The sequence below is a fragment of the Labrenzia sp. THAF35 genome (assembly GCF_009363595.1).
GTDB lineage: Bacteria > Pseudomonadota > Alphaproteobacteria > Rhizobiales > Stappiaceae > Roseibium > Roseibium algicola.
In genome coordinates, this window is sequence record NZ_CP045380.1 from 2,793,448 (window position 1) to 2,818,286 (window position 24,839).

Consider the following 24,839-nt stretch of genomic DNA (forward strand, 5'->3'; position numbering starts at 1 on the left):
TGGACTGGTTGGGGCCTGCCGGACCGGCGGGCATGCATGTGATTGCTATCTTTGAGTGTACCCTGGGCTTTTAGGAAATGTGCCTGATTGCCGCAAGGCTTCACCCAGCACCATGCCTGTTGAGACGGCGACGTTGAGCGAGCGCATGCCGTCGGCCATGGGGATCGTCAGCCGGGCATCGGCAAGCGTGTGCACGTCCTCCGGCACGCCCGAACTTTCCCGGCCCATCATCAATATGTCGTCTGGCTGAAACGCGAAATCCGCGTAGGGCACTTCCGATTTTGTCGTCAGCAGGATCAGCCTGCGCTTGTTCGAACGTCGCCAGTCATCGAATGCGGCAAACGAGATGTGGCGGACCATCGCGGCCCTTTCCAGGTAATCCATGCCGGCCCGCTTGAGAGCGCTGTCGGAGATCGGAAATCCCGCAGGTTCGATCAAGTGCACAGTTACGCCCATGCAGGCGGCAAGACGCAGGATCGTGCCGGTATTTTGCGGGATGTCCGGTTGGTAAAGGGCAATGTCTGGCATGGGTATCCGCACTGGTTTCGGGAGACCGGCTCAATAGCAGCAGGCATAACAATTGTCACAGGAAGACCGGTTTCAATGCCCGGTACAAGGCCGGGAGCTGCGGGTTTGGGGCAAATCGTTACATATTTTCATTGGGCCAATTTCGCGCCTGGCGCGTAGGATGACGTGAAGAATCGCTCCAGCCTCCATGGAGACGCCACGTGTCCCCGCTCTTTCGCGCTTTTGAATCCTGGATAGATCCTTTCCGGGAGCCGTCCAAATCCGACATGCCCCATGGCGGGTTTGCCTTCCTGATGTATTTCGTCACGCAGGTGCGCTGGCCGTTCATCGCCATGCTCGCCATCGGCGGTGCGACCGCCTTTGTTGAAGTGGCGATCTTCAATTTTCTTGGCCGCATCGTGGATCTTCTGGAAGAAGGCAATCGGGCGACATTCTTCTCCGATCATTTCTGGACACTCATGACCATGGCCTTCGTGGTGCTGGTCGTGCGCACGCTCACCAATTCGCTGATGGCGCTGGTGGAAGAACAGGCGATCGTGCCCGGGTTCTTCAATCTGGTGCGCTGGCAGTGCCATCAGCGGGTGATGAAGCAGAGCCTTTCCTATTTTCAGGACGATCTCGCCGGGCGCCTGTCGCAGAAGGTGATGCAGTCGGGCATGTCGGCGGGTGATTTCATGACCAACCTTTTGCAGGTGGTCTGGTTCATTGTCGTTTATGCCATCACGACGCTTGTGCTGGTTGCGGACCTGGACCTTTGGCTGGGCGCACTCGTGGCGATCTGGCTGCTTTGTTTCACCGCAACCGCCATCATCTTCGTGCCACGGGTTCGTGCTGCGGCAAAGGATTCGGCAAATGCCTATTCGGGCGTGACCGGACGTCTGGTGGATACCTACACCAATATCCAGTCGGTCAAGCTGTTCGGATCATCGGAGGAAGAAAGCCGGGGAGCGCGGGCCTCGGTTGAGACGATGATTGCCAAGATACGCGTCTTCACCAGGCTTTTGACCACAATTCGCATGATCATGACGCTGGTCAACGGGGTGATGATCGTTTCGATTGCGGGCCTGGCACTGTCCATCTGGCAGGACGGCGGCATCAGCGCCGGTCATGTGGCCTTCACGCTCAGCCTGATCCTGCGGCTGAACATCCTTTTGAACCGGCTGTTCAACCAGCTCAACGGCCTGTTCCGCCACTTCGGATCGCTGCAGGACAGCATGGAAACCATCGTCAAGCCAGTGACCCTGACAGACAAACCGGCGGCGCCGGAGCTGAAAGTGACTGAGGGGGAAGTGCGGTTCGATAAAATCCGGTTCCACTACGGCAAGGCGGGCGGCGTCATCGATCATCTCGACCTGACGATCCAGCCGGGTGAGCGCGTCGGTATCGTCGGCCCGTCGGGGGCGGGCAAAACCACGCTGACAAGCTTGCTGCTTCGGTTCTTCGACGTGGAGGCGGGGCGTGTCCTCATCGACGGACAGGACGTGCGCGATGTGAACCAGGAATCGCTGCGCCGGTCGATTGGCATGGTGACCCAGGATCCGTCCTTGCTGCATCGTTCGATCCGCGAGAACATCCTCTATGGCCGTACGTCGGCCAGTGAAGAAGAGTTGCTGGAGGCGACGCGCAAGGCCCACGCGTCCGGTTTCATCCAGAGGCTGGAAGACAGGCGCGGCCGCAAGGGGTTCGACGCCTTTGTCGGCGAGCGTGGTGTCAAACTGTCCGGCGGGCAGCGTCAGCGCATTGCAATCGCGCGTGTGCTCCTGAAAGACGCCCCGATCCTCGTTCTGGACGAAGCGACCTCGGCCCTCGATTCGGAAGTCGAGGCCGCCATCCAGGAGAACCTGCAAGGATTGATGACAGGCAAGACCGTGATCGCGATCGCGCACCGCCTGTCGACCATCGCCGCCATGGACCGACTGATTGTCATGAACAGGGGGCGGATCGTTCAGCAGGGGACACACGAGACACTCCTGGAAGATGCAGACGGCCTTTACGCGCAGCTCTGGCACCGCCAGTCCGGCGGATTTCTGGAACCGGAAAGCGAATTCGCCTGAGTTGAAGTTCGCTGCAGCCGCTTCGGTCAATTCCTGCTGATCCAGTGCTCTTGCCGAGGCGTAGAACCGACGAAACAAGGCAGTGCAAAACCAGGGGGCCGATCTTGAAATACGTCACGGCATACATCGCAACAGTGCTCGTTTTTCTTGCCGTGGACTACGTCTGGCTGACGCAGGTATCCACCCGGTTCTACCTTGACCGTATCGGCCATCTGATGATGGAAAAGCCCAACATCGCCGCCGCAAGTGTTTTCTATCTGGTGTATGTCGTCGGCATAGTGATCTTCGCGGTTGCGCCCGCGCTCAAGGCAGACAGCCTTGTGACCGCCATTGTTTTCGGAGCGCTGTTCGGGTTTTTCACCTACGGCACATACGACGTCACCAACTACGCAACGCTCAGGGAGTGGCCGGTTTCCGTAGTTCTCGTCGACGTTGCCTGGGGGACGGTCCTGTCCGCGGTTTCGGCCGGTGCGGGTTTCACGATCACCCGGCTGATGTCCTGATCCGCTAGACGCGAAACGCAGGGCACAACAGTCTCGTCAAAAATATCAAGACTACGTAGTTCTCCGAGGACTGGCCGTTACTGAATTTTTACGTGCAGAGCGGTAGTGTTTCATCTTGCGATAACGGCGCTGAGCAACAGCGGCCGTAAGCGGGGCTGAAAAATTACTGTCGGAGTTTCCACGTGACGCTTTCAATCAAGGGCCGGTTCGTCGCCATGGTTCTGACGGCTGCCGCCATCATGATGGCCGGTACCGCATTTGCTTTCTATACCTTCCGCCAGGCCTTCATGGAAAAGATCGGCACACCCGCCGGTGCGCAGGACTTTCTGACAGGCAATGTTGCCGGCAAGATTGACGGGCTCATCCTGGATCAGATGATCACCATCGGTCTGGTCGTGCTGCCGGTCGGTCTGGCCTTTCTGGCCTTTGCCGTCATTCTGGCCGTGGGGCTCGCCCGGCCGATGAACCGGTTGCAGACCGGCCTCGACATGCTGTCCGAAGGCAATCTCGACATCCAGATCGACGGTGCCCATCGGAGCGACGAAATCGGAGCCATTGCACGGTCCGTGACCGCTTTCCGGGCCAACCTCGCCGAACGGGCCAAAGAGCAGGCGAGGCAGGAACTTGCCCACCAGGAAGCCCTCAGCGAGGAGCGCAAGGCGCTGATGCAGGATGTCGCCGATGATTTCGAGAAGTCCGTCATCGGTGTGGTGTCTGCCTTGTCGACGGCAGCCAGAAGCGTTGAAGGCAATTCGGCGGATCTGAACAGGGCGGTGAACTCGTCCATGCAGGCCGTCCAGGAAGTACATCAGGCAACATCGGAAGCCAGCAGTTCCGTCGCTTTCGTGACGAGTTCGGCAGACCGGCTGTCCGGTTCGCTGAGCCGTGTGCGCGAGGACGTCGACCAGGCAACGGACATTGCCAGCACCGCGGTGGCGGAAGCCCGGAAAACCGACGAGATTGTCGGTCGGCTTGCGGAAACGGGCCGTGCCATTGGTGAAATCGTCGAGTTGATCAGCCAGATCGCAAGCCAGACCAACCTGCTCGCGCTCAATGCGACCATCGAAGCGGCAAGGGCTGGCGAAGCCGGGCGGGGATTTGCCGTCGTTGCGAATGAGGTGAAGGCCCTTGCCGAGCAGACGACCAGGGCGACCGAAGACATCTCCGCGCAGGTGACAGCGGTGCAGGAAGTCGCGGAGCTTTCCGAAACCGCCATCCGTTCGATCGCGGAAACCATTGGCCGCGTCAGCGAGATTTCCGGAAAAATCCGCGAAGCGGTCGAGGAACAGACTACCGCCACCCACGAGATCAGCAGCAATGCACTGACGGCGCGGACCAGTTCCGATCAAGTGGCCGAAAACGTTGACACCTTGAGCGACGTTATGGAGACCAGCCGGACGGCTACCGATGAAATGAACGGTGCTGCTGCCGAACTGGGGCAATTGTCAAACAGCCTGCAAGAACAGGTTCGGCAATTTCTGCAAAGCGTGCGGGCTGCCTGAGAGGGAGCCGCGGAACGCCTTGTGTATTGGTATAAATGACAGTAACCCAATAAAATAACTTGCGGTTTAGAGATTGGTTCAGTTTTGCTCCCGTAGAGTAAGCGGAACTAATATCTTGGCTGAAGACGGAATATGGCAGAATTCTTAGCGAATGTGCCGGGTCAACATCTCCTGCTCGCATTGGGAGCCGCTCTGGTTCTCATGGCCGTATGCTATTTATGCGGCCGAAAGCAGCGGGACGGCTCGGCTCCTTCCAACGTTTCCAGATTTGGCAATGATGCCGCAATCCTTCAGCTTGTCGTGGAGCATGCCCATGAAGGACTGGTCATGCAGGACATCGACGGGCACATCGAATGGACGAACCCGGCCTATTCCCGCATCACCGGTTTCAGCGCTGAGGAAATTCGCGGCCGGCGGCCTCAGGAATTCATCTTGCCGCCGGAAAACCAGCTCTCCCCGGACGAGATCGAAAACTTCCGCTACGACCTGACGAAGTTCCGGTCGGGAACCGAAGAGCTGATCCTCAACCGGCGCAAGAACGGCGAATTGTTCTGGAACCAGCTGACCTTTGCTGTCGTCGAGGGAAAGACGCTGGAAGAAACCAAGATCATTCTGATTTGCCGGGATGTAACCAGCCAGGTTGAGCATGTGAAGGAGCTGGAGAACGCGCGCATCCGGTTGAAACATCAGGCGGAGCATGACGACCTGACCGGCGTTGCCAACCGGGCCAAGCTGAATGCCTACCTGAAGGAGCGCGTTGCAGAGGGCACGGCCGGCAACGCTCAGATCGGGATCATTCATTTTGATCTGGACCACTTCAAGGACATCAACGACAGCCATGGACACGGAGCAGGCGATGCGGTGCTGCGTCATGTGGCCATGGTGATGAGCCGTGTGCTGGGCAACAAGGGGTTGGTTGCACGTATCGGCGGGGATGAATTCGTCGCGGTGGTCGCGGACCCGTCCGGACCAGGCGAAATGGAAGATCTGGGCAACCGGATCCTTGAGGGACTGGCCAAGCCGGTGAGAGTGGACCGTCACGAGTTGAGGGTTGCCGGCAGTGTCGGGCTAGTGCTGGCGAAAACGGCGACTGCGAGTGCGTCGGAGCTGATCAATTGTGCCGATATTGCTCTTTATGCCGCCAAGCGCTCGGGCCGTAGCCAGATCTCCTGGTACACGGATGCGCTTGGAGCGGCACATCGCCACCGGCGCATGATCCAGGCACAGCTGGACGAGGATCTTGAAAACGGCGGTCTGTCTTTGATGATGATACCGCAGTACGACCTGGAGAGCCGGCGGATCATCGGATACGAAGTTACTGCCTGCTGGCTGCATCCTTCCGAAGGGCTCGTGGACCCGGTCAGCCTACTGTCGACGCACGAAGATGCCAAGAGAATCGCCCAGATCGAGCGTTTCGCGCTGCTGGAGGGGCTTTCCCAGGTCAGGCGACTTCGAGAGCTCTCGAATACGGCGTTCTTCCTGTCGGTGAACCTGAGCGGAGCCAGCCTGAAGGAAAAGGGCTTCGTCGAACAACTTCGCCAGGCTGCCTGTGAGGCCGGTTTCAGGACCGACGACATCGTGGTCGAGCTGGACGAAAAAATCATCCGTTTCGACGAACCGGACGGCCTCGCCGGATCCGTTGACCTTCTGAGGGAAATCGGCTGCAGGGTTGCCCTGGACAAGTTCGGCGGCGGACATGGCGGCGCCGGTCAGCTTATCTATCTGAACGCGGATCAATTGAAGCTGTGCCCGATGCTCATCGCGGGGCTTGAGGACAGCAAGGAAAAACGGCAGCTGGTTCAGTCGGTCATCCGGCTTGCCGGCAATCTGGGGCTGAAGATTTCCGCGGCGGGGGTCGATACGACAAAGCAGGTCGATCTGCTCAAGCAATTCGGCTGCACGACGGTGCAGGGCAAGGTCATTGCGGATCCGCTATCGCCGCATGAAGCGGAAATTCACATGCGCGAGTTCGAGCTGCTGGAGTATCAGTCCTAACCTCTCTGCCGCGGGGAGAGGTTTGGGGGTCTGTGGCCGATGGGCAACAGATCGATATTTCGTGCTGCAATTTGACGCATTTTTGCTTTTCAAGTTCTCCGAAAGCAGGTACCAACATCCCCAGTCAACTCATGGTGGTTGGCTTTGTTTCCCCAGCAGCCGCCCGGCTGCGCAACCAGGAGGGCACTAAATGACAGATCGCTGCATGATCCACCCATATGCCGCTCTCCAGGCTTGCCCAGGTATCACTGTCCGCTTTCGCTAGGAAGCCACAGACCTTCTTCAAATTCCTGACTTTTGCGGTGACCGGCTGAAGCCGTTCCCATTGAGCTGCATGCGTTGCCGCGCGTGTCTGCCGTCACCACGTTTACGATCCCATTTCGGAGATGATCCGATGTCATTCCATTTCACGCCGGACCTGTCCCCAGCGACAGGCCGTCCGGATATTGAAGTGTCTTTACCAGAAGAGCCACGACAGGCTTTCCCCCGCCGTGCGATGCGTGCCGCTGTCGCCGCCGGCGTCTTTCTGGGAACCACTTTTGCGATCGCCGTCGTGTTCTTCATTCCGGTCATCGTCTTCAATCTGAGCCGGATCGAGGCTCTGGAAATCGCCGGCCGACACATACCGGTGACGCAGTTTGCCGATGAACTCGGCGCGCTTTTCTGGGGCACCTTCATCGTGGCTCTCGCCTTTACAAGTTTCATCGCCAGTCTGCTGCTGTTCGCGACTAGCCGCATAATTCGCCCGCATAGAAAACCTGTGCGCACTGACGATGCCCTGGTGCATCTCAATGTGTTACGGTTGAGCGGGGCCGAGAGGTAATCATGTTCGAGCGTTTCGAAAAACTCGTGGACCCCTTCGAGAAGACTGTTCTCGAAGTGCCCCCGAAGGGCTTCTGGGCCTTCTGTTGGTACTACACCAAACCTGTCTGGCCGATCCTGGCCGGTGTGTCGCTTCTCGGCACGCTGGTCGCGATCGTGGAAGTCTATATCTTCACGTTCCTCGGCGACCTGGTCACGTGGCTGGAAAAATCCGATCCGGATACGTTCGTCAGTCAGAACTGGCGCACGCTCCTCTTCATGCTGGTGATCCTGCTGGTGCTGCGCCCGCTGCTGGAGGTTATCTGGCAGCTGCTGTTTCACCAGGGGCTGATGGGCAACTATCCCATGTCCATCCGCTGGCGGGTGCATCGATACCTGCTGCGCCAGAGCGTGTCGTTCTATCAGAACGATTTCGCGGGCCGGATCGCGACGAAACTGATGCAGACAGCGCTTGGCGTGCGTGAAGTTGTCTCGCGCATGGCCGATATCATGGTCTATGTCGCGGTCTACTTCACCGCGGCCGTGATCGTGGTCGCGGGAGCCAATATCTGGCTCAGCCTGCCGTTCCTGGTGTGGATCTGTGCCTATCTGCTCACGATCCGCTTCTTCATTCCGAAGTTGCGGGACGTGTCGAAGGAGCAGGCTGATGCGCGCTCCCTGATGACCGGTCACGTGGTTGATGCCTATACCAACATCACCACGGTGAAGCTGTTCTCCCATGCGGAGCGCGAAGAAGCCTATGCTCGCACGTCGATGCTTGGCTTCCTGAAGACGGTCTTCCTGCAGATGCGGCTGGTGACGGGACTGAATATCGTCCTGGTGTTCATCAACATGCTGCTGCTGACCTCCATCGGTGTTCTTTCGATCATTCTGTGGCAGGCCGGCACTGTGACCATCGGCGAAGTCACCATTGCGGTTGCCTTCGTGCTGCGTCTCCAGGGGATGTCCCACTGGATCCTTTGGGAGCTTGCGGGATTGTTCGAGAACATCGGCACCGTGCAGGATGGCATCTCCACCATTTCGCGGGAACGCGAGGTGATGGACGTCAAGAACGCCAAGGCGCTCGAGGTCGGGCAGGGCGAGATCCGTTTCGATCGCATCCGGTTCCATTATGGCAAGGAAGCCGGCGTGATCGAGGACCTCAGCCTGACGATCCATCCGGGTGAGAAGATCGGCCTGATCGGTCGGTCGGGTGCAGGCAAGTCGACGCTGGTCAACCTGATCCTGCGCTTCTACGACCTGGAAGGCGGCCGGATCCTGATCGATGGCCAGGACATTGCCAATGTCCGTCAGGACGACATCCGGGCCGAGGTTGGTGTGGTGACGCAGGATACATCGCTCCTGCATCGGTCGATCTTCGACAACGTGGCCTATGGCCGTCCGGATGCGACGCGGGAAGAGGTGCTGGCAGCGCTTGAAAAAGCACATGCACTGTCCTTCGTCGACGAGCTGGAGGACATGGAGGGCCGCAAGGGTCTCGATGCCCATGTCGGCGAGCGGGGCGTCAAGCTGTCCGGTGGCCAGCGCCAGCGGGTGGCGATTGCCCGAACCCTGCTGAAGGATGCACCGATCCTGGCTCTCGACGAGGCGACATCCGCTCTCGACAGTGAAGTGGAGTTGGCCATTCAGGAGAGCCTGTTCGATCTGATGCAGGGCAAGACGGTGATTGCGATTGCCCACCGTCTGTCCACGATCGCGGCCATGGACCGGCTGATCGTGATGGACAAGGGTCGAATCATCGAGGAGGGGTCCCATCAGGAACTTCTGGAGCGGGGCGGACTTTACGCACAGCTCTGGGAGCACCAGTCGGGGGGCTTTCTGTCCTCGGTTCAGGCCGCCTAAATCCAAAGACCAATGGCAAGAGCGGGATTCAATCGGATTCCGCTCTTGCACTCATTCCCCAAAAAAGGGCAGAAAAGCGGCGCGGCGGTTGTTTTGCCTGCGACATATGCGTTTCGAGGCGTTTGTTGAACTGGACAAGCGTTTCGAAGGGTGCAAAAAGACAAGCCGCTTGGCCGGTGCGGAATAGCCCGTATCCGGCCCCCGATGAGCCCGGCATGGTTCCGTTCCCTTCTTGGGCAAAGAAGGGGTCCCGGACGTGATGCGGGCTTTCGGTACAGGTTGAACAGGTTTCGAGAGGACGCGACCTTGGCACATACGGATCAGGCGGAACCGACCCGCCGCGATTTCCTCTATATTGCGACCGGCGCCATGGGCGTCGTTGGCGCTGGCGCGCTGGCATGGCCGTTCATCGATCAGATGAACCCGGATGCCTCCGCATTGGCTCTGGCTTCCATCGAGGTGGATATCTCTGCCGTGGAAGAGGGGCAGTCGATTACAGTCAAATGGCGCGGTAAGCCGGTATTCATCCGCAACCGTACCGAAACGGAAGTGGAAGAAGCCAAGGCTGTTCCCCTGGCTGATCTTCCCGACCCGCTTGCACGAAATTCTAACCTGCCGGCGGACGCGGAAGCGTCTGACGCCAACCGTGGCGTCGAAGGCAACGAGAAATGGCTCGTCCAGGTCGGTATCTGTACCCACCTCGGCTGCGTGCCAATCGGCAGCTCCGGCGACTTCGGCGGCTGGTTCTGCCCGTGCCATGGGTCTCACTACGACACCGCCGGCCGTATCCGTAAGGGCCCGGCTCCCGAGAATTTGCTGATTCCGCCGCTCGAGTTCGTCAGCGACTCGACGATCAAGATCGGCTAACGGCATAGATTTTTAGGAGACAGCCATGGCTGGACATTCAAACTATGTACCGCAGAGCGCTCCGGCAAAGTGGCTGGAAAGCCGCCTGCCGGTCATCTCGCTCGTTCGCGGCTCTTTTGTTGATTTCCCGACGCCGAAGAACCTGAACTACTGGTGGACCTTCGGTGGCATCCTGTTCTTCGTGCTGATCGCGCAGATCATCACCGGCATCGTGCTGGTGATGCACTACACGCCAAGCACCGATGCAGCCTTCAACAGCGTCGAGCACATCATGCGCGACGTGAACTTCGGCTGGATGCTGCGTTACCTGCATGCAAACGGCGCGTCGATGTTCTTCATCGCCGTATACATCCACATCTTCCGTGGTCTTTATTACGGTTCCTACAAGGCACCGCGCGAGATCTCCTGGATCCTCGGCGTGATCATCTTCCTGATCATGATGGGCACCGCCTTCATGGGTTACGTGCTGCCGTGGGGCCAGATGTCCTTCTGGGGCGCAACGGTTATCACCAACCTGTTCTCGGCCATTCCGCTGGTCGGCGAAGAAATCCGCACCTGGCTGTGGGGTGGTTTTGCGGTCGACAACCCGACCCTGAACCGCTTCTTCTCGCTGCACTATCTGCTGCCGTTCATGATCTTCGGTGTCGTTATCCTGCACGTGTGGGCGTTCCACACCACGGGTAACAACAACCCGACAGGCGTTCAGCCGAAGACCAAGCAGGACACGGTTCCGTTCCACCCGTACTACACGATCAAGGATCTGTTCGCGATTATCGTGTTCATGATCCTGTTCGCATGGTTCGTCTTCTACGTGCCCAACTACATGGGTCACCCGGACAACTACATCGAAGCAAACCCGCTCGTGACCCCGGCGCACATCGTTCCGGAATGGTACTTCCTGCCGTTCTACGCGATCCTGCGCGCCATCCCGGACAAGCTCGGCGGTGTTGTCGCCATGTTCGGTGCCATTGCAGTTCTGTTCGTTCTGCCCTGGCTTGACACGTCCAAGGTTCGCTCCGGCACCTACCGCCCGCTGTTCAAGCAGTTCTTCTGGATCTTCGCTGCCAACGCCGTTGCGCTTGGCTATCTCGGCGCCATGCCGGCCGAAGGCACCTACGTTCTGCTCGCCCGGGTCTGCACCGCCTACTACTTCGCCCACTTCCTGATCATCCTGCCGATGCTCGGGTTCCTGGAAAAACCGCGGCCCTTGCCGGCCTCGATTTCCGAAGCGGTTCTGAAGGGCGGAGCCGGCAAACCGGCTGGTGCGACTTCAGCACCGGAAACGAAGTAACGCGGCCCGGATCAGGAGTTAATTGAGACAATGAGCACCATGATCAAAATGGTTCGTTCCTTCGCTGCGGTGGCGGCTGTCGCCATCGCGACCCCGGTCTTCGCAGCAGGCAACGCCCCGCACATCGAGCGGGAGCAGTGGTCCTTCTCGGGTCCGTTCGGTTTCTACGACCGTGGCCAGCTGCAGCGTGGCTTCAAGGTCTACCGGGAAGTCTGTGCTTCGTGCCACGGCCTGAAGCAGGTTTCTTTCCGTAACCTTGCTGAAGACGGTGGCCCGAGCTTCACCGAAGACCAGGCCAAGCAGATCGCGTCCGAGTACACCGTCATCGACGGTCCGAACGACGACGGCGACATGTATGAGCGTCCGGGTATTCTGGCGGACAAGTTCCCGTCTCCGTTCCCGAACGAGCAGGCTGCCCGCGCTTCCAACGGCGGCGCTTACCCGCCGGACTTCTCGCTGCTGGCAAAGGCCCGTGCGGCGCACCGCGGTTTCCCGTGGTTCGTCTTCGACGCCTTCACCCAGTATCAGGAGCAGGGCCCGGATTACATCTACGCGCTTCTCACCAGCTATCCGGAAGAAAACCCGGCATGTCTGGGTGAGGACTTCACCGGCAACTACAACCCGGCATTCCTGGGTGGTTCCGTTACCGCTGAAGCTTGTGCGCACGAGCATCTGACAGGTGGTCCGATCGGCATGGCCGCACCGTTGTCCGACGAGCTGGTCGAATACACCGACGGCACACCGATGACGGTCGACCAGTATGCGCATGACGTCGCTGCATTCATGATGTGGGCCGCCGAGCCGCATCTGGAAGAGCGCAAGAAGATCGGCTTCCGGGTCATGATCTTCCTGATCGTCTTCGCCGGCATGCTCTACTTCACGAAGAAGAAACTGTGGCGCAACGTTGAGCATTGATTGATTGCCGCCTAAGTGCATGATGAAAGCCGCCGGACCTTCCGGCGGCTTTTTCTTTGAGGGGTAATGCAATGCGCCGCGCATTGATGTTTCTGGCAATTCTCCTGCTTCCTGTCCCCGCAAATTCGCAATCGGCCGCAACCCACATGGTCGAGGTTCTGGACATGCATCTCGCCATGCGCGCTGCGCTGCGCGCCGTCGAGGTCTGCAACGAGGCAGGTTTTCAGGCCGGAGCTTCCGTGGTGGACCGTTTCGGCGTCGAGCAAGTGACACTGCGCAGCAACATGGGCGGTGCGCATGTTGCCGAAACCGCCCGTCGCAAGGCCTGGACCGCCGCTTCATTCAACCTTCCCAGTTCGGATCTTGGTTCGCTCGCCGGACCGGGCGGAGAGGCCAGTCTTGCAGCTATTCCAGGGGCGTTGCCTCTGGCTGGGGGGCTGCCCATCGTCTCGGCGACCGGAATGCTTCTCGGAGCGATTGGCGTTGCCGGAGGCGGAGGCGGCGAGAACGAGGCGAAATGCGCCAAGGCCGGGCTTGACGCCATCGCGGATCAATTGAAATAAACCATCGCTGATGCGGGCCTGTGTCCCGCAGGAATTGATTTTGAATCTGTTTGGAGTGGTTATGGCAGACGCAGTATTGGGCATTATCGGCGGGTCTGGAATCTACGACCTTCCGGGTCTGGAAAACTCCGAATGGATCGCCGTCAACAGCCCCTGGGGCACGCCGTCCGATGAAGTGCGTATCGGCACCATTGATGGTCTCAAGGTGGTTTTCCTGCCCCGCCATGGGCGCGGACACGTTTATTCGCCGACAACCATCAACTACCGCGCCAACATCGACGTGATGAAGCGCTGCGGTGTCACCGATCTTCTGTCTGTCTCTGCCTGCGGATCGCTCAAGGAAGAACATGCTCCGGGCACCTTCGTGCTGGTGGACCAGTTCATCGACAGGACGTTTGCGCGGGAGAAGAGTTTCTTCGGTACCGGCTGTGTCGCGCATGTGTCCATGGCGACACCGGTCAGCCCGAAGCTGGTCGATGCAGTGGCGGCAGCCGCGAAAGCTGAGGGCCTCGCCTATGCCAAGGGCGGCACCTATCTGGCCATGGAAGGCCCGCAGTTCTCTTCTCTAGCGGAAAGCCAGCTCTACCGGTCCTGGGGCTGCGACGTCATCGGCATGACCAACATGCCGGAAGCAAAGCTTGCCCGCGAGGCCGAGATTTCCTACGCCACCATCGCGATGGTCACCGACTATGACAGCTGGCACCCGGACCACGGCGAAGTCGATATTCAGGCCATCATCAAGGTTCTTCACGAGAACGCGGAAAACGCCCAGAGGCTTGTTGCCCGTGTCGCAAGGGATCTGCCGCGCGAACATCAGTCCTGCCCGGCCGGGTCCGATACTGCGCTGGAGTTTGCCATGATGACCGCACCGGACAAGCGCGACCCGGCGCTGGTGGCGAAGCTCGACGCTGTCGCAGGACGGATCCTGAACCGGACCTGACCGGATTGCCGGCTGAAAGTATGGCCGGCATAACCCCTTGAGACAAAGCGAAATTGCTTCGACCGGCAGGTCAAACTTGTTATAACCACCGGCCGGGGCAGATGCCTGGAACTATTTTAACAGAGAGATATCCCGATGACCGCACAGACCATTCAGGATGAACTTGTCAGTGCAATCCGCACGATCAAGGACTATCCGAAAGAGGGCATCCTGTTCCGGGATATCACGACGCTGCTCGGCGATGCCCGTGCCTTCCGCCGGGCGGTCGATGCCCTGGTGCAGCCCTGGGCCGGCTCCAAGGTCGATCAGATTGCGGGCATCGAGGCGCGCGGTTTCATTCTCGGGGGCGCGGTCGCGCACCAGCTGTCCGCCGGCTTCGTGCCGATCAGGAAGAAAGGCAAGCTCCCGCACGAAACCGTCCGGATCGCCTATTCCCTGGAATATGGCCTGGATGAGATGGAAATGCACAAGGACGCGATCAAACCGGGTGACCGTGTCATCCTGGTTGACGACCTTATTGCTACCGGTGGAACGGCAGAGGCTGCCTGCAAATTGTTGCGGTCGATGGGCGCCAACATCGAGTCGGCGTGCTTCATCGTCGATCTGCCAGATCTCGGCGGGCGCAAGAAACTGGAAGCGATGAACGTTCCAGTGCGCACCCTCGTGGAATTTCCGGGTCACTAGGTCTGTCATGGCGGGAGGAGCCGAGGGCAGGGACGTGATACCGGACTTTTCAGCGAAATTTCAGAAGGATTTCGAGACCCTTCTGAAATGGCGCCGGGACGTGCGCCGTTTCAAGCAGGAGCCGTTGCCGGCAGGCGCTCTCGACCATCTTCTGCAACTGGCAGACCTCGCGCCCTCTGTTGGAAACAGTCAACCCTGGCGAATTGTTGTCGTCGACAGCGCCGAGGCGCGTGGGCGGATCATCGCGAGCTTCGAAGCCGAAAACGAAGAAGCCGCCAGGACCTACAGTGGCGACAAGGCGCTCGCGTATCGCCAGCTCAAGCTGGCGGGACTGAAGGAAGCCCCCGTGCATCTGGCGATTTTCTGCGACGACGACCCGGAACAGGGCCACGGACTGGGCCGGCTGACCATGCCGGAAACGCTGGCCTATTCCACGGTCAGTATGATCCACACATTCTGGCTGGCGGCTCGTGCTGAAGGTGTCGGGGTTGGCTGGGTGTCGATCCTTGATCCGGACGCGGTGACAGAGGCGCTGCAGGTTGACGCCGGTTGGCGCCTCGTGGCTTATCTATGCGTCGGTTATCCGGAAGAAGAGCATATCGACCCGGAGCTGGAGCGAGCGCGTTGGCAGGCGCGCACGCCTCTGGCATCCCGCGTCATTCACCGATAGGGCATCCTGCGGCCAGACGACCGCAGAAAGGATGCTCGCAAATTATGGAAGCGATCGGCAAATGCTTGTTCAATTGGCGACGATTGAAAGGCCGCTGATCTGGAGGCAGGGCAGACCATGAGCGTGATCATCCGACGGATCAACGAGGAAGACAAGGAAGCTGTGTTCCAGCTTCTGGCAGACCGATGGGCAGGCCCCGAAATGCTATTGGACGGCGAGATCGTCGATGCGTCGAGCCTGCCGGGTTATGTTGCCTACGCAGGCGACGATCTTGTGGGGCTCGTCACGCTGATCAAGCGGGAAAGCGAATGGGAAATCCTCACGCTGGACTCACTCAGCCGCTGGGGTGGCACCGGAACACTGCTGCTGAACGCCGTGGTCGACGAAGCTAAGGCGTCCGGCATCAACCGGCTGACCGTCCGTACGTCCAACGACAACCTCGACGCCTTCCGCTTCTATCAACGGCGCGGTTTCCGTCTGGAGCGGATCGCGCAAGGTGTCATCGACGCCGAGCGCGAGAAGAAGCCGGAAATCCCGCTGCGTGGCGACTACGGTATCGAAATCCGCGACGAAGTCCTGTTTGCCCGCAGCCTTTGAGGTGCTGGCGACATCCCCTTTCTTTCCCAGCTTTTCTGCATCGGTCTTGCCAGCCCGAACACCTGTCCGAGCATCCTGTTATTGCCGGACGATCGCGCCGACGGCGTTGACCAATAGTCTTGAGGCGGTCAGCGCGCTGAGGCCATCGATATCGTTTGGCGGGTAGAATTCAACCAGGTCAAACCCAACGATCCTTGCGCGTCTGCCCAGACCCGCAATCAGATCGATCACCTGCGTGTAGGTGAGCCCGCCGGGCGTGCGCGCGGCAACGCCGGGCATGATGGCCGGGTCGAGGCCGTCACAGTCCAGCGTGACGACACAGCGCGCGCCGTGTGGAATATGCTTCAACGCGGCCGAGATGCCTTCTGCGTGGACCTCGCGCGCTGTGACAAAGCGGCTGCCATAGGTTTGTGCAGCCTCGATTTCGTTTTTGCCGGCGCTGCCGACGGCACGCAGGCCAACCTGAACGAGGCCCGCAACATGCGGCATCTCGCTGATGCGGCGCATCGGGCTGGAGTAGCCGTAGCGCTCGCCGTCGACCTCATCGCGCCAGTCGATATGGGCATCTATCTGCAGCACCCATAGGGGCCCCTGATCAGCGAAGGCGGCGAGGAAGGGGATCGGCAGGGAGTCATCACCGCCAAGCAGGATCGGAACGGCTGGCAGTGCCAGGATCGAGCGTGTTTGTGCCTCGATCCGTGCCCGGTTGCCTGCGTTGTCGTGCAGCCGGGTGTCGATATTGCCGATGTCGGTGCAGCATACCGGCTGACCCTCGAATAGCGGTCCGCCGAGATCGAAGTCCCAGTGGCCGACGAGGCCGGCATCTTCCTGACTGGCTGCGCGAATGGCATCGGCTGCTCCGGTGTACCCGCTGCTGTCCTTGCCAGGGTAAGTGCTGCCGTGTCCGGCACCGAAGATCACGGCACGTGGTGTCCGGTTTTCCGGAAGCTGTGCGGGAAAGTCGAGAAAAGGCACTCGGTCGGTCCTGTTCGGTTTCTTGCGGGCGGTATACTGCAGAAAGGCAAATTACCAGGCGTTTGAGAACGCTTTCGATGCCTGGCAGCATCGGCCTCAGCTTAATCGAAGACCGGGGTCTGCCAAAGTTCAAGGACAAAAACCGGCTCCCGCGTCAGCTCTTGCCGGCTGGGGAGCGGAATTTGCATTGCGGCGCACAATAGTTATACTTGCTCATTCCCAAGTTCATTTTTCCTGAACGGAAAAATTCCGCACATTTGTGCTCAGAATTCCTGAGGAGGATAATTTATGCCCGTCGCCAGGTCCTTGGAAACGGCTGAGGAAATTTCAGATATTGCTTTCGGATTTATGGGCTCCAAGGCTCTTTTTTCTGCACTTCATGTAGATTTGTTTTCACTGCTTTCCGAAAAGACCTTGACGCCACAGCAAGTTGCTGAAGAAAGCGAGCTTGATCTTGATCGTGCCACAACACTGTTGACCGCGCTTACGAGCCTCGGGCTGGTGCGCCGGGAGGGAGCAGGCTTCACCAATTCGCCCGCAGCGGAGGCGTTTCTGGTGAAAGGACGGAAGTATGATTTCGGCGACTATCTGCGGTTTCAGATCGACAAGCAGATGTACCCCTTCATGACGCAGCTCAACGACGCCCTGACGGACAGTCTGGAGGACGACCAGGTTGCTTCCTACGAGACGTGGTTCAGCGACCCGGAAGAAGCACGGCTTTATTCCCGGTCCCAGCATGCAGGCTCGCTTGGGCCCGGGCGGGGACTTGCCAAGCTTGTGGATCTGTCCGCTGCCAAGCAGTTGCTGGACGTTGGCGGTGGCACCGGGGCCTTCTCGATTTCGCTTTGCAAGGCGTATCCGGGACTGCGATCAACCGTTCTGGATTTTCCGAATGTCGCCAAGGTGGGCGAAGAGTTCATTGCCGAAGAAGGCCTGCAGGACCGCATCCGCTATGCGCCGGGCAATGCCCTGAAGGACACATGGCCGGACAGCGCGGACGCAGTGCTGATGTCCTATCTCTTTTCCGGCGTCCCGGGCACGGCCATTCCCGGGCTTGTGCGCAAGGCCTTCGAGGTTCTGACGCCGGGCAGTGACTTCATGGTGCATGATTTCATGGTCGACGAAAACCGCGACGGGCCGAAGCTGGCGGCGCTCTGGCAGCTTCAGCACACCGCCTTCAACCCGGAAGCCCGTTCGATCACGAGTTCCTACGTTGCCGGCTTGATGGAAGCCGCCGGCTTCACGGATATCGCAGTTGAAGTGATGATCCCGGGCATGACGATGCTGGTGCACGGCCGCAAACCGGAATAGCATCACGCGGCAAACTGCGGCAAATGGGCATGATGTCCGTTTGCCGCAGTGCCTGGAACAGGCAAACGGATTAGGGACAAACTCTACGTGTTTTCCCTAAGATCCGGAGAAGAGATGTCTGCTTCATCTGCCCCCAAGGAAGTCCTGGTGCTACGGCTGCTTCTGGCCGTGCCCATCTTGAACCTGTTTCTCAAGGAAGCGCTTTATGGCGCGGAAGATGCCAAATACTGGTTCATCGCCAATCTTGCGATGATCTGGGCGGTGTCGATCTATGCCTTCGGATACCCGGCGATCATCCTGCCGGCGCTGACCATGGTGCCGATGGCCTTCTTGTGGATCTTGGACGTCTGCCGCTGAGGCACAGCTCGCAAGCGAGGCATGGCAAGACAGGATTGCCAACCGCAAAGCGTGCTGCCGTCTTGAGGACGCAGCTCGCTTTTGCGTTTTAACAGGGCCGACTGATTGTCCGGTTAGCGCTTGCGGCGTTCGACGAAGACCGTGCCCTTGAAGGAGAACACCAGCGTTCCGTCCTGATTGAAGGCCTGCATGTCGGAATGAACCAGACCCCAGTCCGGGCGGGTCCGGCTTTCGGTCTTGCCGGTGACCACACGCCGGTATCGCAGCGTGTCACCAACAAAGACCGGCCTGATCCACTTGAGATCCTCGAACCCGGGCGAGGGGCCGATATTGGCTGGTGTTTGCCCTGCCGCCAGCGCTTCTTCCTGAAGAGCCTTGTGCCTTGCGACCCAGAGCTTCATGAAAACCGCTGCCGTGTGCCAACCGGAAGCGCACAGGCGACCGAAATGGGTCTGCGCGGCGGCCTCCTCGCTGAGATGAAAAGCCTGCGGATCGTATTTTTCCGCAAAACGCACGATGTCTTCCCGGGTGAAGGTGTGTTCCCCGAGGTCAAGCGTGTCACCCACTTCAATATCTTCGAAAAAGGCACTCACCGGGCGACCTCCCGTCTCGCGAACAGGTTCGGATTTTCCCAGACGAGCACTTCAATGCCCTTCTGGTTCTTGGCAGTCACGCGAATGTTGACGAGCCCAAGGTCCGGTTTCGACCGCAAGTCTCTCGTGTCGAGTATTTCGACCCGGGCCGTTAGGCAGTCACCTGGATGAACGGGACGCTTCCACTGCAGCTTGGTGATACCCGGCGAACCACGGCCGCTTGTCCTGGTCAGGAAATTTTCGGCAAGCAGGCGCATCACCATCGAACCTGTATGCCATCCGGAGGCAGCGAGCCCGCCGAGGATGGATGCCTTGCCGGCCTCTTCGTCGAGGTGGAAAGGCTGCGGATCGAACTCGGCAGCGAAATCGATGATTTCGTCCCTGCTGACGGTGAGGGAGCCCAGCTCGAAGACCTGATCAGGTTCGAAGTCTTCAAAATAAAGGAGATCGGTCATGAATTCCGGTGGTGTTGGCAGTCCGCGGAAACGCGATGGTCCGCGTTTCCGCCTTGAGATTGGAAGAAAAGATCAGTCGTAATAGATCTCGTTATCATCCATGTAGACGTTGCTGGCTTCGCAGATATCGATGTCGATCGGATCGTCGAGAACTTCGGTATCGTCGTCGGCCAGCCAGCCGACCTGGAAGGTCTGCGCGCAATTGCCGGTGTCGGCGGCGAACTCGGCTTTCGCGCTTTCACCCGGCGAAAGCGGTCCGGACAGCCAGTTGTCCGACCAGCCGTCGCCGTCATTGGTGTAGAAGCCGACGACGACGTTGTCTTCGGTGTTGTTGTAGATCTGGAAGTACCCTTGCGAGCCGGTTCCCTGTGCGACGGCTGCAGTCGCAGACGCCAGGAGGGCAAGGCCGAGAGTGGCAGATTTCAGTAGCTTCATGGCACGTTTCCCAGGTGGGCAGCCTTGCTGCCCGACAGTGTTGCGTTCAGAAGCTAGTCCCAGCCGTATCGGAAGTAAAACTAAATCCGCCAGCCTTCGTTCTTGCCTGGATCACCGGTTATACGGTCACGTATTTGCGCCAGTTGTGCTCTTCCTGGAAGCCCAGAACCTCGCGGATCTTGCGGTTCGAAAACAGGGCCTCGTGCTCGCCGAGTTCCCGGCCCAGCGGCACGTTGGGGAAGAAGCGCTTGAGGATTTCCGCATTCGGAATATCGACGGAATTCGTGTCGTTGCCGGCGTTGAAGACCTGGTAGCCGAGCCCGTCCTTTTCAAGGCAGCGGTCGACGATCTGACCGAGGTCGCGCGCATCGATATAGCAGAAGATGTTTCTGCGGCGTTGCGCAGGATTGGCGAAGAAATCCGGGAACCGGTCGTATTCGTGCGGCTCGATGACATTGCCGATCCGCAGCGCATAGATATCGAAGCCGGACCGGCGCTGGAAGGCGCGGGCGGTCTGTTCGTTGACCACCTTGGAAAGCCCGTAACTGTCCATCGGGTCGACGTCATAATCTTCTTCCACGGGTAGCACCTTCGGGTCGACCACGCCATCGGCGAAACAGACGCCGTAGGTGGTTTCCGAAGAGGCGATCACGATCTTGCGGATGCCGAGCTTCACGGCGGCTTCAATGACGTTGTATGTGCCGATCGTATTGACTTCGAAGGTTCTGTTGTCCGGATGAATGAGAATGCGCGGCACGGCCGCGAAATGGACCACCGCATCGAAAGTTGGCACCCCGTTGCCCGGTTCCAGTTCATCGAAATTGGCGTAGCTGGTCATGACGTTGAACATTTCACCCGATGAGGTGATGTCGGCGATGAGGTTGTCGACACCTGGATGATCAAGCGGTTTCAGGTCGACATTGACGACGCGATGTCCCTGCGCCAGCAGATAGGGAATGACGTGCCGTCCGGCCTTGCCGGAACCGCCGGTGAACAGAATGCGTTTCTGGGTGGTCATGGTTCAACTCCCCTGTTTTTGAGTTGCGTACATCATGGCCATTCCGACGCCGGAAGCCAGTGCCTGTTTTGTCTTTCTGGAAGAAAGACCTTGTTCTTCCGGAATGTGCCGGCGTGAGAGGGTGGAAGTCAGCAAGATTTATCAAAAAGCATGGTGCTAGGGTCCCATCAATCGAACGGGGCCAAGTCCATGACCAATCACGAAAAGCTCACACTCTCACCGCGAGACAACGGCTATGTCCGCCGTTTCACAAGGGTGATCGAATATATCTACGCCAACCTCGATGAGGATCCTGATCTGGCGACGCTTGCCGAGGTGGCGGCCCTTTCTCCCTCACACTGGCACAGGGTCTGGCAGTCGACCTATGGCGAATCCATCTTCACGACGGTCAAGCGTCTGCGCCTTCATCGTGCCGCGGGAGACCTTGCCTATACGGATCTGGCCTTGCCCGCCGTCGCAAAACGGGCCGGTTACGGCAGCCTAGAGGCTTTTTCACGCAGCTTCAAACAGGCTTACGGCCAGACCCCCACCGCCTACCGCTCCTCCGTTTCCTCGCGCCGGGTTCAACCGGCCAACGGCGGTGCACCACTTCCCAAACAGAAAGGACCAACTCCAATGCATGACGTTTCCGTCAAAACCCTTCCGTCCGAAACCCTGGCCGTGCTGCCTCACCGAGGCGCCTACATGGAGATCGGCAAGGCGTTTGAGACACTTTTCGGCATTCTGGTGAGCCGTCAGCTGGTCGGCCGGATCGGTGCGATGAAGGCGCTCTATTATTCCGACCCGACCCATGTCGCCGAAGATGATCTGCAGTCGGCTGCCGGAGCGGTCATAAACGATAGCTTCCCGGTCGATGCTCCGCTCGAGAAGCGGGAAACGCGTGCTGGTGACTACGCGGTGCTGCGTTACAAGGGACCCTACGCCGACATGAAATGGGCCTACGAGTGGCTTTACGGCGAGTGGCTGACGCAGTCCGGCCGTGAACCGGACGATGCGCCCTGTCTGGAAGTCTATCTCAACAACCCGCGCGACACGGCGCCGGCGGACCTTCTGACCGACATCTGCCTGCCTCTGAAGCCTGCTGCCTGAGCTCTGTTTCAGAGCGGCCAGAACAGCAGGATGGCCGGGATGCTGACGGCCAGGACGAGGATCTCGAGCGGCAGGCCCATGCGCCAGTAGTCGCCAAAGCGGTAGCCGCCCGGGCCCATGATGATGGTGTTGTTCTTGTGGCCGATCGGCGTCAGGAACGCACAGGACGAAGCAACCGCCACCGCCATCAGGAACGGGTCGGAGTTCACCTGCAGGGAATTGGCGATCTGGACCGAGATAGGCGCTGCGATCAGGCAGGTGGCAACGTTGTTCAGGAAGTCGGAAAGGGTCATCGTCACCACCATCAGGATGGCGAGGGTGACCCAGGCCGGAGCCGTCGAGGTGAGGGCGAGAATACCGTCGGCGATCAGCTGTGCGTTGCCTGCTTCCTCGAAAGCCTGTCCAAGGGGGATCAACGAGCCGAGCAGCACGATCACCTTCCACTCCACGGACTGATAAACCTCCGATCCGCTGATCAGGCCGGCGGCGGCATAAAAAATCACACAGGCAGCCAGGGCAACCGGGAGATAGGCAAGGCCGGCAACGGCTGCTGCAATCGCAACGGCAAAGCCTGCGATCGCCAGCCAGGCCTTGTTGCGCTGCATGACGCCCGTCTTGCGTCCTTCCAGAGGCAGAACACCAAGCCAGGCGCAGGCGCTTTCCAGCCGCTCCGGGGTGCCCAGCAGCAGAAGCACATCACCCGGGCGTATCTCTTCGTGGCGAACGCGTTTCTGTACGCGGCGACCCTGCCTGGAAATGCCGAGCAAGGTAACGCTGTGGCCGTAAAGGAGACGCATGTCGAAACTCGACCGGCCGATGATCCTGGCATTGTCCGGCGCGATTGCCTCGATCAGTGACAGGGCGTCGTTGTTCAGGCCGCCCTTGTGCTGTTCTGAGCCGGCGAATTCCAGCTTGGCGGCGCCCATGAAGGCCTCGATAGCCTTGGGGTCGCCTTCCACGAACAGGTAATCTCCGGACTTGATCGCCTCGCGGCGGGCAAACCCGCGTACACGCCGGCCATTGCGGATGAGGCCGATGATGGCGACATCCTTCTCGTCGGCAACGGGGTAAAGATCGCCGACGGTAAGCGGCTTTTCTTCCGAGATTTCCCCGACCTTCAGTTCGGCCGCATAAAGGCTTTCGGCAAAGCCCTCCTGCTTCGGCTTGTCCCGGAAATGGCGGGGCAGCAGGCGCCAGCCGAACAGGGCAACAAAGGCAATGCCTGTCACTGCGACCACGAGGCCGACAGGGGCAAAATCGAACATGGAAAAGGGCGCACCAAATGCATCCGAACGATACTGCGCGATGACGATGTTTGGCGGTGTTCCGATCAGGGTGATCATGCCGCCAAGGATCGTTGCGAAAGACAGGGGCATCAGGGAGAGGCCAGGCGAACGTTCCGCCTTCTTGGCTGCCTCCATATCGAGCGGCATGAGCAATGCCAGCGCGGCCACGTTATTGATGATTGCCGACAGGCTGGCGCCGACGATGGCCATCAGACCGATATGCCGCGACAGGCCTCTGGAAGCGGAAATCACCACGCCCGCAATCAGTTCCACAGCGCCTGAGTTCATCAGCCCACGCGAAACGATCAGCACGAGGGCAATGATCATGACGGCGGAATGGCCGAAGCCGGAGAAGATTTCCTCGGAAGGGACGAGACCCAGGAACGCACCCAGGATCAACGCGCCAAAGGCAATGAGATCGAAGCGGATACGGCCCCAGACCAGCAGTGCGAAGACAGTGCCGAAGAGGACGAACAGGGCAATCTGGTCAAAGGTCACGAACAGGCTCCGGCAAAGACTTCAAAATCCGGGTTCGACCTGAACATGGCCGACCCGCAATCTCAAGACCACTTAAAGGACTTGGTCCGTCTTCCTTTGCATTTCCGGCCGAACGGAGCTGGACAGCGCCGTTGTCGGAGAAACCGGGACCACGACTTCTAAACACGGATTGCCACCAAAAGGTTCCGCAGCTTTCAAGGGCGAGAGAAGGCCAATAAGACCAGGCCCGGAAAGCGGCTGCTTTCCGGGCCCTTGCAATGCGGCAATACCGGGGATCTCAACGCGAGCGCGCACACGCCCACCCGGGCCTGTCAAATGACCCTGACGGTCAGCTCCGGCAAGCCGTCGATGGTCGCCAGCATGAGATCGCCGCGCTGGACGGAGCCGACACCAGCGGGGGTTCCGGTCAGGATGACGTCGCCCGCACCAAGCTGGAACAGCTCGGACAGCTTGGCGATGATTTCCGGTATTTTCCAGATCAACTGGTTGAGGTCGCCTTCCTGGCGAAGCTCTCCGTTCACACTGAGTGCAATCCGGCCCTGGTCGAGGAAGCCGCTGTCTGCCGCCGGCATGATCCGGCCGATAGGGGCAGAGCGTTCAAAAGCCTTGGCGGCTTCCCACGGGCGCCCCGCCTTCTTGGCCTCCGCCTGCAGGTCGCGGCGGGTCATGTCGAGGGCAACGGCGTAGCCGTAAACATGTTCAAGTGCACTGGCTGCCGGGATGCTGCGCTTGCCGGACTTCAGAACGACCGCGAGTTCGACCTCGTGGTGCACGTCGCTGGACAGGGGCGGATAGGGAAATTCGCCGGAAGGATCGAGGTTGTCCGGGTTCTTCTGGAAGAAGAACGGCGCTTCCCTGTTCGGATCGTGGCCCATTTCCACGGCATGAGCGGCATAGTTTCGACCGACGCAATAGACCCGGCGGACTGGAAAACCCTTCTGGCTTTCGCTGACGGGCAGGATCGTGGGGAAGGGAGCCGGAATGACGGTCGACATCGCAGACACTTTCGAGAATTGACGAAAGCCTGCTTGTACCGGGTTCGGCAGCAT

General features: G+C 59.5%; 25 protein-coding genes. 17 read left to right on the forward strand and 8 right to left on the reverse strand.

All coding sequences use genetic code 11. From position 1 onward, the window contains the following. Nucleotides 1-45 precede the first annotated feature (45 nt). Nucleotides 46-528, reverse strand: coding sequence for a tRNA (cytidine(34)-2'-O)-methyltransferase (locus FIU93_RS12675; RefSeq protein WP_077292107.1), 483 nt, complete (start codon nt 526-528; stop codon nt 46-48). A 200-nt stretch (nt 529-728) separates the two neighbouring features. Here FIU93_RS12675 and FIU93_RS12680 point away from each other — a divergent pair, with 200 nt between their 5' ends. The 14 genes from FIU93_RS12680 (at nt 729) to FIU93_RS12745 (ending at nt 15,773) form a co-directional block, all read left to right on the forward strand. Continuing rightward, nucleotides 729-2,582 carry an ABC transporter ATP-binding protein gene (locus FIU93_RS12680; protein ID WP_077292108.1) on the forward strand — a complete coding sequence of 618 codons (1,854 nt, stop codon included), beginning with the start codon at nt 729-731 and terminating at the stop codon, nt 2,580-2,582. Between the two features lie 104 nt (nt 2,583-2,686). Then, nucleotides 2,687-3,085: a DUF2177 family protein gene (locus FIU93_RS12685; protein WP_082444575.1), complete on the forward strand. Its 399-nt coding sequence runs from the start codon at nt 2,687-2,689 to the stop codon at nt 3,083-3,085. Between the two features lie 182 nt (nt 3,086-3,267). Further along, nucleotides 3,268-4,587: a methyl-accepting chemotaxis protein gene (locus FIU93_RS12690; protein ID WP_152505760.1), complete on the forward strand. Its 1,320-nt coding sequence runs from the start codon at nt 3,268-3,270 to the stop codon at nt 4,585-4,587. Nucleotides 4,588-4,719: 132 nt separating this feature from the next. Beyond that, nucleotides 4,720-6,582 (forward strand): EAL domain-containing protein, encoded by a 1,863-nt coding sequence (locus FIU93_RS12695; RefSeq protein ID WP_152505761.1) that lies wholly within the window; start codon nt 4,720-4,722, stop codon nt 6,580-6,582. A 394-nt stretch (nt 6,583-6,976) separates the two neighbouring features. Beyond that, nucleotides 6,977-7,405: a hypothetical protein gene (locus tag FIU93_RS12700; RefSeq protein WP_152505762.1), complete on the forward strand. Its 429-nt coding sequence runs from the start codon at nt 6,977-6,979 to the stop codon at nt 7,403-7,405. Nucleotides 7,406-7,407: 2 nt separating this feature from the next. Beyond that, nucleotides 7,408-9,246 carry an ABC transporter ATP-binding protein gene (locus FIU93_RS12705; protein ID WP_152505763.1) on the forward strand — a complete coding sequence of 613 codons (1,839 nt, stop codon included), beginning with the start codon at nt 7,408-7,410 and terminating at the stop codon, nt 9,244-9,246. 306 nt (nt 9,247-9,552) lie between these two features. Continuing rightward, nucleotides 9,553-10,113, forward strand: coding sequence for a ubiquinol-cytochrome c reductase iron-sulfur subunit (gene petA, locus FIU93_RS12710; RefSeq protein WP_022998122.1), 561 nt, complete (start codon nt 9,553-9,555; stop codon nt 10,111-10,113). Between the two features lie 25 nt (nt 10,114-10,138). Further along, nucleotides 10,139-11,404 (forward strand): cytochrome b/b6, encoded by a 1,266-nt coding sequence (locus FIU93_RS12715; RefSeq protein WP_022998121.1) that lies wholly within the window; start codon nt 10,139-10,141, stop codon nt 11,402-11,404. Between the two features lie 30 nt (nt 11,405-11,434). Continuing rightward, nucleotides 11,435-12,319: a cytochrome c1 gene (locus FIU93_RS12720; RefSeq protein ID WP_022998120.1), complete on the forward strand. Its 885-nt coding sequence runs from the start codon at nt 11,435-11,437 to the stop codon at nt 12,317-12,319. A 71-nt stretch (nt 12,320-12,390) separates the two neighbouring features. Next, nucleotides 12,391-12,882 carry a heme-binding protein gene (locus FIU93_RS12725; protein ID WP_022998119.1) on the forward strand — a complete coding sequence of 164 codons (492 nt, stop codon included), beginning with the start codon at nt 12,391-12,393 and terminating at the stop codon, nt 12,880-12,882. A gap of 61 nt (nt 12,883-12,943) precedes the next feature. Next, a complete protein-coding gene (locus FIU93_RS12730) occupies nt 12,944-13,822 on the forward strand; it encodes an S-methyl-5'-thioadenosine phosphorylase (RefSeq protein WP_031268268.1) in 879 nt (292 codons plus the stop codon). A gap of 135 nt (nt 13,823-13,957) precedes the next feature. Further along, entirely contained in the window at nt 13,958-14,506 is a 549-nt protein-coding gene (locus FIU93_RS12735; protein WP_022998117.1) for an adenine phosphoribosyltransferase, read from the forward strand. A 7-nt stretch (nt 14,507-14,513) separates the two neighbouring features. Then, a complete protein-coding gene (gene bluB, locus FIU93_RS12740) occupies nt 14,514-15,176 on the forward strand; it encodes a 5,6-dimethylbenzimidazole synthase (RefSeq protein WP_152505764.1) in 663 nt (220 codons plus the stop codon). A gap of 117 nt (nt 15,177-15,293) precedes the next feature. Beyond that, on the forward strand, nt 15,294-15,773 hold the full coding sequence (locus FIU93_RS12745) for a GNAT family N-acetyltransferase (RefSeq protein ID WP_022998115.1): 480 nt from the start codon (nt 15,294-15,296) through the stop codon (nt 15,771-15,773). A gap of 78 nt (nt 15,774-15,851) precedes the next feature. Here the strand turns inward: FIU93_RS12745 and FIU93_RS12750 are convergent, their stop codons facing one another. After that, nucleotides 15,852-16,748, reverse strand: coding sequence for an agmatinase (locus FIU93_RS12750; protein ID WP_152505765.1), 897 nt, complete (start codon nt 16,746-16,748; stop codon nt 15,852-15,854). Nucleotides 16,749-17,096: 348 nt separating this feature from the next. On the opposite strand from FIU93_RS12750, the gene FIU93_RS12755 reads away from it, so the two are divergent. Continuing rightward, nucleotides 17,097-18,059 (forward strand): acetylserotonin O-methyltransferase, encoded by a 963-nt coding sequence (locus FIU93_RS12755; RefSeq protein ID WP_228872725.1) that lies wholly within the window; start codon nt 17,097-17,099, stop codon nt 18,057-18,059. Nucleotides 18,060-18,173: 114 nt separating this feature from the next. After that, nucleotides 18,174-18,416 carry a hypothetical protein gene (locus FIU93_RS12760; RefSeq protein WP_075282487.1) on the forward strand — a complete coding sequence of 81 codons (243 nt, stop codon included), beginning with the start codon at nt 18,174-18,176 and terminating at the stop codon, nt 18,414-18,416. A 113-nt stretch (nt 18,417-18,529) separates the two neighbouring features. Here FIU93_RS12760 and FIU93_RS12765 read toward each other — a convergent pair whose 3' ends face one another. The 4 genes from FIU93_RS12765 to FIU93_RS12780 form a co-directional block, all read right to left on the reverse strand. Further along, nucleotides 18,530-19,009 carry a MaoC family dehydratase gene (locus FIU93_RS12765; protein WP_055655912.1) on the reverse strand — a complete coding sequence of 160 codons (480 nt, stop codon included), beginning with the start codon at nt 19,007-19,009 and terminating at the stop codon, nt 18,530-18,532. Next, nucleotides 19,006-19,464, reverse strand: coding sequence for a MaoC family dehydratase (locus tag FIU93_RS12770; RefSeq protein ID WP_152505766.1), 459 nt, complete (start codon nt 19,462-19,464; stop codon nt 19,006-19,008). The genes FIU93_RS12765 and FIU93_RS12770 overlap by 4 nt, the downstream gene beginning before the upstream one ends. 72 nt (nt 19,465-19,536) lie before the next feature. After that, the gene (locus FIU93_RS12775; RefSeq protein WP_022998109.1) at nt 19,537-19,899 is read right to left on the reverse strand and encodes a hypothetical protein; all 363 of its coding nucleotides are present in this window, start codon (nt 19,897-19,899) and stop codon (nt 19,537-19,539) included. A 118-nt stretch (nt 19,900-20,017) separates the two neighbouring features. Further along, nucleotides 20,018-20,917, reverse strand: a complete 900-nt coding sequence (locus tag FIU93_RS12780) for an NAD(P)-dependent oxidoreductase (RefSeq protein ID WP_152505767.1) — start codon at nt 20,915-20,917, stop codon at nt 20,018-20,020. Between the two features lie 189 nt (nt 20,918-21,106). On the opposite strand from FIU93_RS12780, the gene FIU93_RS12785 reads away from it, so the two are divergent. Continuing rightward, on the forward strand, nt 21,107-22,006 hold the full coding sequence (locus FIU93_RS12785; RefSeq protein ID WP_152505768.1) for an AraC family transcriptional regulator: 900 nt from the start codon (nt 21,107-21,109) through the stop codon (nt 22,004-22,006). Between the two features lie 8 nt (nt 22,007-22,014). On the opposite strand, the gene FIU93_RS12790 is transcribed toward FIU93_RS12785, so the two are convergent. Together FIU93_RS12790 and FIU93_RS12795 are read right to left on the reverse strand one after the other, a co-directional pair. Further along, nucleotides 22,015-23,790: an SLC13 family permease gene (locus FIU93_RS12790; RefSeq protein ID WP_022998106.1), complete on the reverse strand. Its 1,776-nt coding sequence runs from the start codon at nt 23,788-23,790 to the stop codon at nt 22,015-22,017. A 311-nt stretch (nt 23,791-24,101) separates the two neighbouring features. Then, nucleotides 24,102-24,785 (reverse strand): fumarylacetoacetate hydrolase family protein, encoded by a 684-nt coding sequence (locus FIU93_RS12795; protein ID WP_022998105.1) that lies wholly within the window; start codon nt 24,783-24,785, stop codon nt 24,102-24,104. Nucleotides 24,786-24,839 lie beyond the last annotated feature (54 nt).

Coding starts and splice junctions, on each gene's coding strand:
- FIU93_RS12675 (WP_077292107.1), bottom strand. CDS start 528: ATGCCAGACATTGCCCTTTACCAACCGGACATCCCGCAAAATACCGGC.
- FIU93_RS12695 (WP_152505761.1), top strand. CDS start 4,720: ATGGCAGAATTCTTAGCGAATGTGCCGGGTCAACATCTCCTGCTCGCA.
- FIU93_RS12700 (WP_152505762.1), top strand. CDS start 6,977: ATGTCATTCCATTTCACGCCGGACCTGTCCCCAGCGACAGGCCGTCCG.
- FIU93_RS12705 (WP_152505763.1), top strand. CDS start 7,408: ATGTTCGAGCGTTTCGAAAAACTCGTGGACCCCTTCGAGAAGACTGTT.
- FIU93_RS12715 (WP_022998121.1), top strand. CDS start 10,139: ATGGCTGGACATTCAAACTATGTACCGCAGAGCGCTCCGGCAAAGTGG.
- FIU93_RS12720 (WP_022998120.1), top strand. CDS start 11,435: ATGAGCACCATGATCAAAATGGTTCGTTCCTTCGCTGCGGTGGCGGCT.
- FIU93_RS12725 (WP_022998119.1), top strand. CDS start 12,391: ATGCGCCGCGCATTGATGTTTCTGGCAATTCTCCTGCTTCCTGTCCCC.
- FIU93_RS12730 (WP_031268268.1), top strand. CDS start 12,944: ATGGCAGACGCAGTATTGGGCATTATCGGCGGGTCTGGAATCTACGAC.
- FIU93_RS12735 (WP_022998117.1), top strand. CDS start 13,958: ATGACCGCACAGACCATTCAGGATGAACTTGTCAGTGCAATCCGCACG.
- bluB (WP_152505764.1), top strand. CDS start 14,514: ATGGCGGGAGGAGCCGAGGGCAGGGACGTGATACCGGACTTTTCAGCG.
- FIU93_RS12745 (WP_022998115.1), top strand. CDS start 15,294: ATGAGCGTGATCATCCGACGGATCAACGAGGAAGACAAGGAAGCTGTG.
- FIU93_RS12755 (WP_228872725.1), top strand. CDS start 17,097: ATGGGCTCCAAGGCTCTTTTTTCTGCACTTCATGTAGATTTGTTTTCA.
- FIU93_RS12760 (WP_075282487.1), top strand. CDS start 18,174: ATGTCTGCTTCATCTGCCCCCAAGGAAGTCCTGGTGCTACGGCTGCTT.
- FIU93_RS12770 (WP_152505766.1), bottom strand. CDS start 19,464: ATGACCGATCTCCTTTATTTTGAAGACTTCGAACCTGATCAGGTCTTC.
- FIU93_RS12775 (WP_022998109.1), bottom strand. CDS start 19,899: ATGAAGCTACTGAAATCTGCCACTCTCGGCCTTGCCCTCCTGGCGTCT.
- FIU93_RS12780 (WP_152505767.1), bottom strand. CDS start 20,917: ATGACCACCCAGAAACGCATTCTGTTCACCGGCGGTTCCGGCAAGGCC.
- FIU93_RS12785 (WP_152505768.1), top strand. CDS start 21,107: ATGACCAATCACGAAAAGCTCACACTCTCACCGCGAGACAACGGCTAT.
- FIU93_RS12795 (WP_022998105.1), bottom strand. CDS start 24,785: ATGTCGACCGTCATTCCGGCTCCCTTCCCCACGATCCTGCCCGTCAGC.